16 protein-coding genes are annotated in these 13426 nt (G+C 59.8%); 5 read left to right on the top strand and 11 right to left on the bottom strand.

The features are described from left to right. The coding region (locus Q1J88_RS07900) for an autotransporter outer membrane beta-barrel domain-containing protein (protein WP_301117074.1) at positions 1 to 1042 on the top strand (1042 nt) is incomplete at its 5' end. Between the two features lie 68 nt (positions 1043 to 1110). Here the strand turns inward: Q1J88_RS07900 and Q1J88_RS07895 are convergent. The 6 genes from Q1J88_RS07895 to Q1J88_RS07870 all read right to left on the bottom strand — a co-directional run bounded on the left by Q1J88_RS07895 (position 1111) and on the right by Q1J88_RS07870 (position 6092). Then, positions 1111 to 1413, bottom strand: coding sequence for a copper-binding protein (locus Q1J88_RS07895; RefSeq protein ID WP_301117073.1), 303 nt, complete (start codon positions 1411 to 1413; stop codon positions 1111 to 1113). 19 nt (positions 1414 to 1432) lie between these two features. Beyond that, the gene (gene hslU / locus Q1J88_RS07890) at positions 1433 to 2764 is read right to left on the bottom strand and encodes an ATP-dependent protease ATPase subunit HslU (protein WP_301117072.1); all 1332 of its coding nucleotides are present in this window, start codon (positions 2762 to 2764) and stop codon (positions 1433 to 1435) included. Positions 2765 to 2888: 124 nt separating this feature from the next. Further along, positions 2889 to 3422 carry an ATP-dependent protease subunit HslV gene (gene hslV / locus Q1J88_RS07885; protein WP_301117071.1) on the bottom strand — a complete coding sequence of 178 codons (534 nt, stop codon included), beginning with the start codon at positions 3420 to 3422 and terminating at the stop codon, positions 2889 to 2891. Positions 3423 to 3766: 344 nt separating this feature from the next. After that, entirely contained in the window at positions 3767 to 4210 is a 444-nt protein-coding gene (gene dksA / locus Q1J88_RS07880) for an RNA polymerase-binding protein DksA (RefSeq protein WP_301117070.1), read from the bottom strand. Positions 4211 to 4274: 64 nt separating this feature from the next. After that, positions 4275 to 5390, bottom strand: a complete 1116-nt coding sequence (locus Q1J88_RS07875) for a GTP-binding protein (protein WP_301117069.1) — start codon at positions 5388 to 5390, stop codon at positions 4275 to 4277. 207 nt (positions 5391 to 5597) lie between these two features. Beyond that, the gene (locus Q1J88_RS07870) at positions 5598 to 6092 is read right to left on the bottom strand and encodes a Fur family transcriptional regulator (RefSeq protein ID WP_301117068.1); all 495 of its coding nucleotides are present in this window, start codon (positions 6090 to 6092) and stop codon (positions 5598 to 5600) included. Positions 6093 to 6195: 103 nt separating this feature from the next. On the opposite strand from Q1J88_RS07870, the gene Q1J88_RS07865 reads away from it, so the two are divergent. From Q1J88_RS07865 to Q1J88_RS07850, 4 genes are all read left to right on the top strand, one after another. Continuing rightward, positions 6196 to 6342, top strand: coding sequence for a hypothetical protein (locus Q1J88_RS07865; protein WP_301117067.1), 147 nt, complete (start codon positions 6196 to 6198; stop codon positions 6340 to 6342). Continuing rightward, the gene (locus Q1J88_RS07860) at positions 6333 to 7058 is read left to right on the top strand and encodes an ABC transporter ATP-binding protein (RefSeq protein WP_301117066.1); all 726 of its coding nucleotides are present in this window, start codon (positions 6333 to 6335) and stop codon (positions 7056 to 7058) included. Before Q1J88_RS07865 ends, Q1J88_RS07860 begins: the two co-directional genes overlap by 10 nt. Positions 7059 to 7101: 43 nt before the next feature. Further along, positions 7102 to 8001, top strand: coding sequence for a metal ABC transporter permease (locus tag Q1J88_RS07855; protein ID WP_301117065.1), 900 nt, complete (start codon positions 7102 to 7104; stop codon positions 7999 to 8001). A 69-nt stretch (positions 8002 to 8070) separates the two neighbouring features. Further along, positions 8071 to 9078 (top strand): zinc ABC transporter substrate-binding protein, encoded by a 1008-nt coding sequence (locus tag Q1J88_RS07850; protein WP_301117064.1) that lies wholly within the window; start codon positions 8071 to 8073, stop codon positions 9076 to 9078. Between the two features lie 9 nt (positions 9079 to 9087). Here Q1J88_RS07850 and xerC read toward each other — a convergent pair whose 3' ends face one another. Genes xerC through Q1J88_RS07825 form a run of 5 tightly spaced genes read right to left on the bottom strand, consistent with a single transcriptional unit; the run spans position 9088 to position 13416 of the window. Then, the gene (gene xerC, locus Q1J88_RS07845; RefSeq protein ID WP_301117063.1) at positions 9088 to 10065 is read right to left on the bottom strand and encodes a tyrosine recombinase XerC; all 978 of its coding nucleotides are present in this window, start codon (positions 10063 to 10065) and stop codon (positions 9088 to 9090) included. Then, positions 10066 to 10752, bottom strand: a complete 687-nt coding sequence (locus Q1J88_RS07840; protein WP_301117062.1) for a DUF484 family protein — start codon at positions 10750 to 10752, stop codon at positions 10066 to 10068. Further along, a complete protein-coding gene (gene dapF / locus Q1J88_RS07835; protein WP_301117061.1) occupies positions 10749 to 11642 on the bottom strand; it encodes a diaminopimelate epimerase in 894 nt (297 codons plus the stop codon). The genes Q1J88_RS07840 and dapF overlap by 4 nt, the downstream gene beginning before the upstream one ends. 15 nt (positions 11643 to 11657) lie before the next feature. Then, positions 11658 to 12548: a lysophospholipid acyltransferase family protein gene (locus Q1J88_RS07830; protein WP_301117060.1), complete on the bottom strand. Its 891-nt coding sequence runs from the start codon at positions 12546 to 12548 to the stop codon at positions 11658 to 11660. A 13-nt stretch (positions 12549 to 12561) separates the two neighbouring features. Next, positions 12562 to 13416, bottom strand: a complete 855-nt coding sequence (locus Q1J88_RS07825) for a lysophospholipid acyltransferase family protein (RefSeq protein WP_301117059.1) — start codon at positions 13414 to 13416, stop codon at positions 12562 to 12564. Between the last annotated feature and the right edge of the window lie 10 nt (positions 13417 to 13426).

Here is a 13426-nt window from a genome sequence, read left to right as displayed (position 1 = left end):
GCAGCAGGCACGTACGGCGTTGACGCAACTGACCGGCAGCTGGAATGCGTCGGTACTTTCTGGCGTGTGGGATAGCAGCCGCTTTATGCGCGAGGCTGTGCTGCATCAGTCGAACCACATGCTCGCCACCGCGTCTGCCGGCCCTCCCCATGGCGATGAAACTGCGTTGCACGGGTCCGGCGTTCGAACCTGGCTCGAGCTCTTCCGCTCGGAGCAGACACGCGATACCGAGTCGGGCATTCCCGGAGACAGTCGCAGCGTAGATGGTCTGGTCCTGGGCATTGCTGCCAGTCTCAATACCGTCTGGCGCCTTGGCGCCTTTTTTGGAGCGCAGCGAAGCAGCATGAACCGTGCTGAAGGCGTTGCCAATGCCAACATTCATACGACGCATCTGGGCCTTCATATTGCGGGACACTATCTGGGATGGCGCCTGATGATCGCAGCCGCGCGATCCTGGCATCGCATCAGAACGCAACGCCTGATTCAGTTGGGGCAGTGGCGCGATGCCTTGGCTGCCAGATATGGCGGCCACACGACACAGATGTTTGGCGAAGCGTCTCTGCCATTAAACCTGAATGTTGGTCCGCACCGCCTGGGCGTGGCACCCTTTGCACAGATGGCATGGGTGCAAACACGCTTCGACGGGTTTACCGAAAGCGGCGGGCCGGCGGCCTTGACTGCTCAGGGCGCCGCCATGAAAGGCTGGGTCTCTACCTTGGGGTTGCGGGCGGAAGCGGCAGTGGGGGCGCAGGGTAGCGAAGCTGGGCGTTACGGCCTGGCGCAAGGCAAGATATTTGCGCAAGTCGCCTGGCATCATGCGCGCTACGACGAGCCACGCTCGGTACAGGCGTTTCGCAGCCATGCGTCGCAACGGCTATTCAGCTCGCAGGGCATTGCGCCTTTACGGCAAGCCTGGTCTTTGCGCCTGGGGATCGACGCGCCGTTGGCAAAAAATGCCAGTGTGGGTTTTGCCTACCTGGGGGCGTATGGAAAAGGGCAGCGTGACCACGGCATCGGTGGTTGGGCGCGAATAGCCTTTTAAAGCCGGGCGGGCTGTATGAATGCAAATACGGCGGCATGCTTGCCGCCGTATTCGTTGAGTGCCCCGGCTTATTTGGAAATCTTGGTAACGACGTAGCGGTCACCTTCACGCTTGGCGCTGAAGGTGATCTTGTCGCCGGGCTTGATTCCCTGTAGCAAGGTGGGGTCAGCCCGATACACCAGGGACATGGCCGGAAGGTCGAGCGCCGGGATGGCGCCGTGCTTGATGGTGACCTTGCCTTCGGTAGCGTCTACGCGGCGCACCTCGCCCGAGGCCTGCGCCTCTTGTGCCTGAGCGGGCGCGACACAGGCGACTGCTGCGACAAGGCCGGCAAGTACCGAGGGTAAAACGGGGTTGCTGCGATAAGACATAGTATGGCTCCTTGGCCTTTTATAACACGTAGCGAGCCAGGTCCTCGCTGCCGGCAGCTTCTTCGAGCTTGTCGTTCACGTACGCGGCATCGATGGTCACGACGGCACCGCTGTTGGCGGTGGCGTTGAACGACAGGTCTTCAAGCAGCTTTTCCATCACCGTGTACAGGCGGCGTGCGCCGATGTTCTCGGTGCGCTCGTTTACCTCGAAGGCAAGTTCGGCCAGGCGGCGGATGCCTTCTTGTGTAAAGTCCAGCTTGACGTCTTCGGTCGCCAGCAAGGCGCTGTATTGCTTGGTCAGCGAGGCATCGGTGTCGCACAGGATGCGTACGAAATCGTCTGCGGTCAGGGAATCCAGTTCGACCCGAATGGGGAAGCGGCCCTGAAGCTCGGGTATAAGATCCGACGGCTTGGAAAGGTGGAAGGCGCCCGACGCAATGAACAGGATGTGGTCAGTGCGTACGACACCGTACTTGGTGTTGACGGTTGTGCCTTCAACCAGCGGAAGCAGGTCGCGCTGCACGCCCTGGCGCGACACTTCGCCCGCACCGCCTTCCTGACGCGTGGTGATCTTGTCGATCTCGTCCAGGAAGACAATGCCGTTTTGCTCGGCGTTGGCCACCGCGGTGGCACGAAGTTCTTCTTCGTTGACGCGGCGCGAGGCCTCTTCTTCGACCAGCAGCTTGAAGGCCTCTTTGACCTTCATCTTGCGCGGCTTGGTCTTTTCGCGGCCCAGTCCGGCGAACATGCCTTTTAGCTGTTCGGTCATTTCTTCCATTCCGGGCGGCGCCATGATCTCCATCTGGGGCATGGGTTGGGCCACGTCGATCTCAATCTCGGTTTCATCCAGAAGGCCTTCGCGCAAGCGCTTGCGGAAGGTCTGGCGGGTGCCGGTTTCTTCGCGCTCGGGTTCGCCACGGGCGTTGCGCGGCGGCGGAATCAGGGCATCCAGGATGCGGTCTTCGGCGGCATCTTCGGCCTGGGTACGTACGCGACGCTTCTCGATTTCGCGCGTCTGCTTGACCGAGATTTCGACCAGGTCGCGGATAATGGTTTCGACGTCGCGGCCCACATAGCCCACCTCGGTGAACTTGGTGGCCTCGATCTTGATGAACGGAGCATTGGCCAGCTTGGCCAGGCGACGCGCGATCTCGGTCTTGCCCACGCCGGTGGGCCCGATCATCAGAATGTTTTTGGGGACGATTTCGCTGCGCAATGGCTCGGCCACCTGCTGCCGGCGCCAGCGATTACGCAGTGCCACAGCAACAGACTTCTTGGCCTTGTTCTGGCCAACGATGTGCTTGTCGAGTTCGGAGACGATTTCTCCGGGAGTCATGGTAGAGGCGGACATAGTCTGGTACTTGTAGGTAGAGGTTCGCACCTTGATATGGCGCGGGAGCTGTCTTGCTGCGCGGCCTTCGGCGTTTGCAACGCTGCAGACGGCGCTACGCGCATGCAGAGGGCAGCAGCAGGGTTCACAGCGTCTCGATGACGTGGTTCTGATTGGTGTAGATGCAAAGGTCGCCGGCAATTTCCAGCGACTTCTTGACGATCTCGGCGGGCGGCATGTCGGTATGCTGCAGCAAGGCCAGGGCTGCCGATTGTGCATAAGTACCGCCCGAGCCGATGGCGGCCAGGCCGTGCTCGGGCTCCAGGACATCGCCGTTTCCGGTCAGCACCAATGAATGCTCGCGGTCGGCCACGATAAGCATGGCTTCGAGCCGGCGCAGCACCCGGTCGGTCCGCCAGTCGCGAGTCAGCTCAACGGCCGCGCGCATCAGGTTGCCCTGATGCTTCTCGAGCTTGGCTTCGAAGCGTTCTTGAAGGGTGAAGGCGTCGGCAGTGGCACCGGCAAAGCCGGCAAGCACCTTGTTGTGGTACAGGCGGCGAATTTTGCGCGCTGTGCCCTTGAAGACGATGTTACCTAAGGTTACCTGTCCGTCGCCGCCAATAGCGACCTCGTCGCCGCGGCGAACACACAGGATGGTAGTAGCGTGAAATTGTTCCATGGATTCTTCCTTTGAATTTCTTAAATAGGGGCGTTGGGCAAAAATTCAAGGGAAGGCCGGAGAACTCAAGGGGAGGTCGGAGAATTCCAGGGAAGGCCCGACACGATGGGGGCATTACACCGTTTTTTTGGGGCGTCACACCGCTTTTTGGGGCATTGCAATGAGCGCTTGCTTGACCACGGGCAGTAGAGCAGCGCTGCCGGCAGTTCCAGATGTCGTTCTTACTGTAAAAAACACGCCCCGATTGCCGGGGCGTGATTCTGTAGCATGGCTTCTGATTGCTGAAACCGGCCGGCCAAACGAAGCATGCCCCGATTCGGGGCATGTTTTTTTGCTGCTTCAGATCAGTCACCGTACAGCTTCTGGCGCATTTCGCGGCGCTCTTGCGCCTCGAGGGATAGCGTGGCGGTGGGCCGGGCCAGCAGGCGCTGCAGGCCGATGGGCTCGCCGGTTTCTTCACACCATCCGTATTCGCCGGAATCGATAAGGGTAAGCGACTGCTGCACTTTCTTTAGCAGCTTGCGCTCGCGGTCGCGAGTACGAAGTTCCAGCGCGTGCTCTTCTTCGATGGTGGCACGGTCGGCCGGGTCGGGCACGAACTGGGTTTCACGCAGGTTTTCGGTGGTGGTGTCTGCGTTGGCAAGAATCTCTTGCTCGAGCTGTTTGAGGCGATTGCGGAAGAACTCGAGCTGAGCTTCGTTCATGTAGTCGGACTCGGGCATTGCCAGGAGTTCTTCTTCCGTGAGCAAATGGCCCGGAGTTTTGGTGGCTGTTGTCTTAGTGGCCATGGTCTACCTCTTCTAGTAATGTCGAGTGGGTACTAGGTACTGTTAACTCGAGTGAACTGTTTAATTATGGAATCAGGCATAGTTCCAACCCTTGGGTAAAGATTTCCTCGGGAAGTTTCCGGCCGATAAATACCATTTTGGTATTGGGCGTTTCATTTGCAAGCCAAGGTTTGCCTGGTTCTGCCCCCATCATCATGTGTACGCCCTGAAACAGCAGGCGACGCTTGCTGCCCTTGACGTACAAAATACCTTTATAGCGCAGAAGATCTTCGCCGTAGACCTGAACTACGCCGCTAAGGAAATCTTCGAGACGGTTCGGGTCGAACGGACGGTTCGAGCGAAATACGAAAGCACCAATATCGTCGTTGTGATGATGATGGTGATGATGCCCGTGGTCGTGCCCGCAATCCGGGCCGCATTCGCCTTCGTGATCGTGGTGGTGATGGCCATGATCGTGGCCATGGTCGTGATCGTGGTCGTGATCGTGGGCCGCGTCCGGGTGTTCTTCTGCCAGAAACTCCGGATCGATATCCAGGATGGTGTTGAGGTTGAAACCGCTGACATCCAGCAGGGACTTGATGTCGGCCTCGCCGAAATGAACCGGATGAATCGGTGCACGTGGGTTGATCTGCACCAGCCGCGAACGCAGTGTCTGGTAATCGGCATCGGTGACCAGGTCTTTTTTGGAAACCAGGATGACGTCGGCAAAGCCCACCTGTTTTTGGGCTTCTTCTTGCTTGTCGAGGGTTTCCATGCCGTGCTTGGCGTCGACCACGGTAATGACGGCGTCAAGGCGGAAGTAATTGGCGATGTCGTCGTCCATGAAGAAGGTTTGGCACACCGGGCCGGGGTTGGCCATGCCGGTGGTTTCAAGGATGACGCGATCAAACTGGATTTCGCCCTTGTCGCGTTTTTGGCGCAGTTCAGACAAGGCACGCTGCAGGTCGCCGCGAATGGTGCAGCAGACGCAGCCGTTGCTTAGTTCAATAATCTGTTCTTCGCGCTCTTGAACCAGAAGCTCGTTGTCGATGCTTTCGGGTCCGAACTCGTTTTCGATGACGGCGATTTTTTGGCCATGGTTTTCGGTAAGAATGCGCTTGAGCAGCGTGGTTTTACCCGCGCCCAGAAAACCGGTAAGAATAGTTACCGGAACCATTTTGTCTATGCCTGATGCCATCATTTAACTCGCTAATGCGGCATGCGAACTGCATGGCGGCGCTAATAGTTAGAGGGTTGATGTTGGCACACGCATCTACCGTATCGGCGACTACACCAGGTAATTCCATACCGCGAAAAAAATCGTACAACGTGCGATTACAGCACAGCCCGACGGGAAGAGCAAACGTCGGGCCCAGCACCGTAGCTTACGAAGAAAACCCTTGTAACACTAGGGGTTAGGGTTTGCATGCCCGGCGTGTTCTTGAGCGTGGCAGGCGCTGCATAGCGCCCTTAGCTCGGTTTCGTGGTGGCTGAGCACAAAGCCCGCCGAGGCAACCTTGCGGGCCAGTTGGCGACTCAGCGCCGGGTCGCTGAACTCGGCCACGGCGCCACAGCCGGTGCAGATGACCAACAGGTCGTGCGGCTCACCGCCCGCATCCAGGCAGGCTGACCAGGCGTTTACCGCATCGAGCCGGTGAATGAGGCCTTCTTCGATCAGGAAATCAAGCGCCCTGTACACCGTGGGAGGAGCCGCGCCCGGCTGCACGCGCCGAATTTCTTCGAGCAGCTCGTATGCCTTGACGCTTTTTCGCTGCTCCAGAAGGATTTCGAGCACTTTGCGACGAATGGGCGTCAGCCGTTTGCCGCGCTGGCGGCAAAGGGTTTCGGCGGTGTTGAGCTGCGCCGCCACCGAGCCGGGAGTGGAGGTTTTAGTCGCGGTCATGCGTCGGATTATCTCATTCAGGGAGCGCTTTTTAGCTGTGGTGCCGCGCCAAGCGCACAAGAAATGTTATAACATAACGGACTCTTTTCCGGGTTTTCTCTCCATGCCTCGCTTTGCCCTGTTTTTACGCCGCACGAAAGCCTATCGCGGATCGTCCGTGCTGGCTTCCTCCGCTGGCCGGGCGCTGCGGGTCATGGTGGCTGTCCTGTTCTTGTGGGGTCTGACTGCTTGGGCGATGGGATGGTGGTAGCTCCCGCAGCCGCTATCGAGCTGGACGAAGTTGCGCTGGGCTGGCGCGGGCGTATTGCTGTGCGTGATGTCAGCGGTGCCTTCGAGCAGGGTTCGCTTACCGCAATTGTGGGGCCAAATGGTGCGGGCAAGTCTACATTGCTCAAGGGCATTATGGGCTTGCTCAATCCTCTTAAAGGTCATATACGCATCGCCGACGACCCTCGAAAAGATCTGGCGTTCTTACCACAGGCGGGTGAGCTCGATCGCAGTTTTCCCATAACGGTTTACGACCTTGTCGCCATGGGGGCATGGCGACGGGTGGGTGCATGGCGCGGGTTCTCGGCCGAAGAACACGAGCGTGTGGAGCAGGCGCTGGAAACCGTCGGCCTGTCTGATTTTCGGAATCGTATCGTCGGCACCCTGTCGGGGGGGCAGCTGCAGCGCGCGCTGTTTGCACGGCTGTTGTTGCACGAGGCGCGCACATTGTTATTGGATGAGCCCTTTGCCGCGATAGATCGCGACACCACCGACGACCTGATGAAATTATTGATGGCCTGGCACGCCGAAGGCGGAACCATAATTGCAGTGCTGCACGATCTGGGGATGGTGCGCAATTTTTTCCCGACGACCTTGCTGTTGGCCCGCCAGGTTGTCGCCTGGGGTCCGACGGAATCTGTGTTGACGCCCGAGAACCTGCACCTGGCTCGGCACTTGTGCGCTGGAGATTATTTATGAGCGCACGTTGGAAGCAGCCCCTTTCATTGACGGAGACGCTCACATGAGCTGGGCGCTCGAATATTTATGGAGTCCGTTCATCGACTACGGCTTCATGCGTCGCGGGCTTGCGGGCACCCTTGCGCTGGCATTTGCTGCTGGGCCACTGGGTGTGTTTCTGGTGCTTCGGCGCATGAGTTTGATGGGCGATGCCATGGCACACGCCATATTGCCTGGGGTCGCTGTTGGGTTTCTGACGGCCGGCCTGTCGATCGGGGCCATGACCCTGGGCGGCATGATTACCGGCATTGTCGTGGCCATGCTGGCCGGCCTGGTGGCCCGCCTGACCCCCTTGCGGGAAGACGCAAGCTTTGCATCGTTTTATCTGATTTCGCTTGGCCTGGGTGTGCTTCTGGTTTCCTTGCGAGGTTCGAACATGGACCTGATTCATGTTCTGTTCGGCACGGTACTGGGGCTGGACGATTCGGCCTTGCTGCTTGTTACGGCCAGTGCCAGTGTTACGCTGCCGGCCCTGGCCTTGATTTATCGCCCATTGGTGCTAGAGTGCCTTGATCCGTCCTTCTTGCGGGCCGAACGCGGCAGGGGTTCACTGGTTCACATGCTTTTTTTGCTGCTGCTGGTCATGACACTGGTGTCGGGCTTTCAGGTATTGGGAACCCTCATGGTGGTGGGCATCATGATGCTCCCGGCCACCGCCGCGCGATTCTGGGCACGGACTGCCGGACGCCAGATGGTGCTGGCGGCGGTTCTGGGATCGGTATCAGGGTATGCCGGTCTTCTGATTTCTTTTTATATCGATGCACCCGCATCGTCCGCTATTATTTTGTCAGCGGGCTGCATCTATGTATTTTCGCTGTTGGCAGGGCCGTATGGCGGGTTGTTTCAGGCTGCACGCCAAGCGTATGCTCGACGACGGCGTCTGACGCAAACCCTGACACCGTAATCCAACAGTCCATGACCGCGATGGCGCCGGCGGAGGTATTCGGCGCGTTTAACGGAACAGAAAATCACCATGTTGGTTCGAAAAAAGTCTCGCAACTGCGTATATCGCGCCTGGCAGTTGGTGGCGGCTGCGTGTCTTGCCCTGCATGCGTCAGCTACGCTGGCGGTGACGTCGGAGCAAACCATTACGCCCATGCCGGTGGTGGCCAGCTTTACGGTGCTGGGCGATATGGTCGCCGAGATTGGCGGAGACTACGTCCAGCTTACCAACATTATCGGCTTGGGCGGCGATGCGCACGCGTTCGAACCCACCCCCGAGCATGTTCGTGCCCTGGCCCAAGCCAGGGTGCTGGTAATAAACGGGCTGGATTTCGAAGCCTGGCTACCGCGGCTCGTGGCCGCATCGAATTTCAGGGGCCTGCAAATCGTGGCGTCACAAGGGGTGGAGCCGCGACAACTCGATGCAGAAAGCGCCCACTCACATCACGATCATGCTCACGCCTCCGGCGCGGGGGCAGCCGGTGCCGCAGGCTTGCATGCCGGTGAAGTCGACCCCCATGCCTGGCAAAGTCTGACCAACGGCATGACGTATGCGCGAAACATTGCCGCGGGGCTGTCCAAGGCCGACCCGGCCAATGCGGCTACTTATGCCGCGCGCGCCGAACGCTATATTGATGAAATGAAGAAGCTGGACATTCAGGTGCGGCATGCCCTGGGCCAGATCCCCCCCGAAAAGCGCAAGGTTGTGGTTCCCCATGATTCCATGGGCTACTTTGGCCGCGAGTACGGCATTGAATTTATTCCCATCGCCGGCATCTCGAGCCAGGCCGAAGCATCGGCGCGAAATGTGGCGGCCATTGTTGACCAGATCCGGAAAGTGGGCGGTGCGGCTGTTTTTCTGGAAGGCACGGCCAATCCGAAGCTGGCCGAGCAGATTGCGCGGGAAACCGGTGCGACGGTGGGCGGTACCTTGTACGCCGACACCCTGGGCGAGCCCGACCAGCCTGCTGGTACGTATCTGGGCATGTTCAAGTGGAACGCCGGGCAACTGATCTATGCACTGAACCCTGCCCGTTGACGTAGGCCGCTAATCGCGACGCCGACCTGCTCGCGGATGCGCCTGGTCGTACACCTTGGCCAGATGCTGGAAGTCGAGCCGGGTATAGATTTGTGTGGTTGAAATATTGGCATGACCCAGCAGTTCTTGCACTGCACGCAGGTCTTGCGCGGATTGCAGCAGATGACTGGCAAAGCTGTGACGCAGGCTGTGCGGGTGCACATTTACCGGAAGGCCGGCCTGGGTGGCTACCTGCTTGAGTTGACGCTGAACGACGCGGGGCGAAATACGTTTGCCTCGCGCGCCAATGAACAGGGCGGCGTAAGTGTCGGGGTCGGTTTCCGGCGTGGGTTCGCCCGCCAATTTGGGGCGTTGTTCGAGCCAGCGTTTCAAGGCCTGTCGCGCCATGCGACCCAAAGGAACGCTTCTGGTCTTGCCGCCTTTGCCCAAAATAGTGGCTTCGTTTTCTTCGAGGTGCAGCCAGCTTTGTGATTCGTATGTGCCGCTGCGCACGTAACGCCAATCGAGGCTGACCAGTTCTGCCAGCCGCAAGCCGCTGGAATACAGCACCTCGAACATGGCCTGGTCGCGGCACTGGACGGGTGTTTTGGGTTCGGGCAGGCCGGGACGGTCGAGCAATACTTGTGCTTGCTCGACAGACAGTGCTTTTGGCAAGCTTCGCGCAGCTTTTGGAGCACGAACTCCGGCTGCCGGGTTGTGAGCCATTGCGGCTTGTGGCGCCCACCATTGGAAGAACCCCCGCCAGGCGGCCAGCGCTCGCGCAAGGCTGCGGGGTTGATGCCCTTGTGCATGCAGGCGCGCAATGGCCTGGCGAATATGACCTTCGGTATATCGCTGCAGATCGATGCCGGGGTGCAGGCGTACTAAATGTGCCAGGTCGCGTCGATAGCTTTGCAGGGTATGGCTGGAATAGCGGCGGTTGCCTTGCAGGAATTCCAGCCATTGCCGCATGGCTTGCGGAAGTTCGACGGACTGGGGCTCGGGCATTCAGGCGCTTTCTGGTGAAAGATGCACGGGGGCGCGCAGGCGGGTCAGGCTTGCGGCGGCCAGGTCGTTGATGGTGCCGAGGAAGTCGGTGGCCATGTCGGTAGTGAAGCGTTCGGGATCGTCGGAGCCGAGAACCAGCAGGCCGATGGGTTCGCTGGAGTCGGCCGTGCGCAGCGCGACGATGGCCAGCGAAGCGGGCGGTGTGCCAAGCCAGCCGGCGGCTTCCTGGTTTTGCAGGGGGCCACAATAGGGCTTGGTGAGTTCGCGGGCGAATTGACGAATGCTGTCGGTAACGTCTTCGTTGAACTCGGTGTCGGAAAGGCCAGGAAGATCCCACAGCCGCAGCGCGATGGCTTGCAAGTCGAAGAGGTCGCCCAGGCTGCGCACGATATGGGCGGGCAGTTGGGCCGCGTCGTTTTCGGCCAGCATGCGGCAGCACCACGCCATGAGTGTCTTGCTGATTTTTTCGTTGCCGGCCGCATTATGTATGAGGCCCGACAGTTTCCATTCGAGATCTTTAGCCTTGGCGCGCAGAGTCATGATCTGGCGTTCGCCCAGGGAAATGGCGCGGGTTTCGTGAGGATGGGGCACGCGCAGATTGGCAAATACGTCGGCATGCTCTTGAAAGAACTCGGGGTTGGATTTCAAAAAATGGGCCACGTCTTCGGCGGAAAGGGCGGTGCTCATGAGTGAGGTGCTTCCTTGAAAGGGATGGAGTTTGTGAGGGCCTGGATGTTGACCTGCCCGCTGAACACGCTGACAGCGGGGCCGCTAAGCTGCACTTCGCCGTCGCTTAAGGTAATGGTTAGCGGGCCTCCCCGAGTATGGACCAGCACGGGGTTGTCGAGCAAGCCTCGGCGAATACCTGCAACGGCGGCCGCGCACGCGCCCGTGCCACAAGACAAGGTCTCGCCGGCTCCACGTTCGAACACGCGCAGCCTGATGGTGTGGCGGTCGACAACCTGCATGTAGCCGACATTGACGCGATTTGCAAAGCGCGGGTGCGATTCTATTTGTGGCCCGGTTCGCGCGACGGGGGCGGTGTCTATATTGTCGACAAGCTGGACGGCATGCGGGTTGGAGATGGCCACCAAAGAAATCTCTGCTGCATCGTTGTTGAGCAGCGGCAGTGTCCAAAGCGTGTCATTGCCTTCGGGTCGCGACTCCAGGCCTTGCGTGTCGAAGCCGACATCGGCCGGATCGAAACGCGTGCGACCCATGCTTACCGTGACGTCGCCGGACTCGGTTTCTGTAAGGGTAATCAGCCCGGTACAGATTTCGGCGCGCAGGGGATTGCGGCCGGACAACCCCTGCTCGTGAACGAAGCGCACAAAGCAGCGGGCACCATTGCCACAATGTTCGACCTCACCGCCATCGGAATTGAAGATGCGGTAGCGGAAATCGGCCTCGGGGTGTTGCGGCGGTTCGACCAGCAGGATCTGGTCGGCCCCGATGCCGAAGTGCCGGTCTGCCAGGGCGCGTGCGCGTTCCGGCGTCATGTCGATGGACTGGCGGACGCCGTCCAGCACGACGAAGTCATTGCCGGCACCCTGCATTTTGGTGAAGTTCCAGATCATGGTTTGCGTTTGGCGTTAGTAAGGGCGTGCTTCGCCCGGAGGACGTGTCTTGAAGCGCCGATGTACCCAATAATACTGCGCGGGATCGCGTTTTACCCACGATTCGATGAGGCCGTTAAGCCGCACGGTGGCTTCTTCAAGCGATTGATTGCCTGGAAATTCCGGTATGGGCGGCAGGACATCGACATGGTAGCGTCCGGTATCCACATCCAGGCGACTGACAATTGGCACGACAGCCGCTTTCCAGGTTTTGGCGATCTGGGCGGTGGTAAGAAGGGTGGCCGCAGGAACCCCGAAAAACGGGGCGAACACGGCGCCTTCGGTGCCCCAATCCATATCGGGCAGGTAGTACACGGGCACTCCGTTGCGAAGCTGACGTATCAGGCCCCGCACGCCATCGCGGCGGCTGATGAGGTGCACGGTATTGAAGCGCCCGCGCCCGTCACGCACCAGTTGGTCGACCTCGGGGTCGCTTTGCGGAGTGTAAAGGGTGGCGGATGTCTTCAGAAACAGTGTCAGCCGGGTTGCCGCGGCATCCAGACCGATAAAATGCGGGGCCAGCAGAATGATCGGGCTTTTTGCGTCGAGCAACGCTTGCAGATGCTCGAGGCCGTCGATGGAAACGGTGTCTTCGATGCGTTCGCGCGTGCCAAACCACAGCAGGCCCCTGTCTACTACGGATTGCGCCAATAGTTGAAAATGCTTGCGCAACAGGGTTTCGCGCTGTTGCTCGTCAAGCTGCGGAAAGCATAGTGCCAGATTGGTGCGCACGATATGCGCCCGCGAGCCCAGGACGCGCGGTGTCAGCCAGCCCAAAGCGCGCCCCCAACGCAATCGGGTGCGGGTGGCGCAGCGACCAAAATACGAGAAGATCGCGCTCAACAACCCGGTTTTGTTGAATTTCATGCGCGAGTCGCCGTCAGCTCGGGGTATTGACGGGTGGGGGCGGCGCGCCGGCCGGTATCTTGTAGCGGTTGTAGCTCCATAGGTATTGCTCGGGAAAGCGTCTTATCAGGCTTTCCATGGTTTGATTGATCAGTGTGGCCTGTTCCAGCGGGTCGGTTGGAAAAGGGTCTGGCAGACGCAGATAATGAATTCGCCAGCCTTTGCCACGGGGCAGGCGTTCGCCGGCAGTAAGAATGACGGCAACGCCGGTTTGGGCGGCCAGCTTGCCGGCCAGGGTCATGGTGTAGGCGGGGCGTCCGAAGAACGGAGCCCATACACCGTCGCCTTGCGCAGGCGCCTGGTCGGGCAGCATGCCAACAGCTTCGCCACGCTTCAAGGCCCGCACAAATTCGCGCACACCTTGCATGGTGGCTGGAACCGCGCGCAATGCCGATGTATTGCGGGCGCTTTCCATGACAGGCGCCAGTATATCTTTACGCGGCGGGCGGAACATGACGGTAATGGGCCCGTGAAGGGTTTGATAGCGGCCGGCGATCTCGAAGCAACCCAGATGCGGTGTCAGATACAAGATGCCGCGGCCTTCGGCCAGCGCTTGTTCCACCACCGCCTTGTCGTCGCAGATGGTTCTGGCCAGGCTTTGTTCGCTGCGCAGCCAGACCTTGGGCAGTTCCATGATCATGGCTCCTGCTTCGGCCGCCGCCCGGCCTGCAAAGGCGGGGTCGGTGTACCCGGCCTGGCGTGAGTGTGCCTGGATGCGCTGACGATATTTTCCTGGCTTGGCGTAGGCAATACGCCCCGCCACGCGGCCGATCGCATGCAGCACAGGTAGCGGCAGCCACGCCAGAAAACGGAAGACGGTCAGCAGCATGAAATTCTTA

It is taken from the genome of Pusillimonas sp., from assembly GCF_029263785.1.
Lineage (GTDB): Bacteria > Pseudomonadota > Gammaproteobacteria > Burkholderiales > Burkholderiaceae_B > Pusillimonas.
Note: the sequence above shows the minus strand (reverse complement) of the source record. Positions and strands in the feature narration are given on the sequence as shown.

What these genes read in the sequence shown, in the direction of transcription:
- Q1J88_RS07895 (WP_301117073.1), bottom strand. Translation starts at nt 1,413, where the DNA reads ATGTCTTATCGCAGCAACCCCGTTTTACCCTCGGTACTTGCCGGCCTT.
- hslU (WP_301117072.1), bottom strand. Translation starts at nt 2,764, where the DNA reads ATGTCCGCCTCTACCATGACTCCCGGAGAAATCGTCTCCGAACTCGAC.
- hslV (WP_301117071.1), bottom strand. Translation starts at nt 3,422, where the DNA reads ATGGAACAATTTCACGCTACTACCATCCTGTGTGTTCGCCGCGGCGAC.
- dksA (WP_301117070.1), bottom strand. Translation starts at nt 4,210, where the DNA reads ATGGCCACTAAGACAACAGCCACCAAAACTCCGGGCCATTTGCTCACG.
- Q1J88_RS07875 (WP_301117069.1), bottom strand. Translation starts at nt 5,390, where the DNA reads ATGATGGCATCAGGCATAGACAAAATGGTTCCGGTAACTATTCTTACC.
- Q1J88_RS07870 (WP_301117068.1), bottom strand. Translation starts at nt 6,092, where the DNA reads ATGACCGCGACTAAAACCTCCACTCCCGGCTCGGTGGCGGCGCAGCTC.
- Q1J88_RS07865 (WP_301117067.1), top strand. Translation starts at nt 6,196, where the DNA reads ATGCCTCGCTTTGCCCTGTTTTTACGCCGCACGAAAGCCTATCGCGGA.
- Q1J88_RS07860 (WP_301117066.1), top strand. Translation starts at nt 6,333, where the DNA reads ATGGTGGTAGCTCCCGCAGCCGCTATCGAGCTGGACGAAGTTGCGCTG.
- Q1J88_RS07855 (WP_301117065.1), top strand. Translation starts at nt 7,102, where the DNA reads ATGAGCTGGGCGCTCGAATATTTATGGAGTCCGTTCATCGACTACGGC.
- Q1J88_RS07850 (WP_301117064.1), top strand. Translation starts at nt 8,071, where the DNA reads ATGTTGGTTCGAAAAAAGTCTCGCAACTGCGTATATCGCGCCTGGCAG.
- xerC (WP_301117063.1), bottom strand. Translation starts at nt 10,065, where the DNA reads ATGCCCGAGCCCCAGTCCGTCGAACTTCCGCAAGCCATGCGGCAATGG.
- Q1J88_RS07840 (WP_301117062.1), bottom strand. Translation starts at nt 10,752, where the DNA reads ATGAGCACCGCCCTTTCCGCCGAAGACGTGGCCCATTTTTTGAAATCC.
- dapF (WP_301117061.1), bottom strand. Translation starts at nt 11,642, where the DNA reads ATGATCTGGAACTTCACCAAAATGCAGGGTGCCGGCAATGACTTCGTC.
- Q1J88_RS07830 (WP_301117060.1), bottom strand. Translation starts at nt 12,548, where the DNA reads ATGAAATTCAACAAAACCGGGTTGTTGAGCGCGATCTTCTCGTATTTT.
- Q1J88_RS07825 (WP_301117059.1), bottom strand. Translation starts at nt 13,416, where the DNA reads ATGCTGCTGACCGTCTTCCGTTTTCTGGCGTGGCTGCCGCTACCTGTG.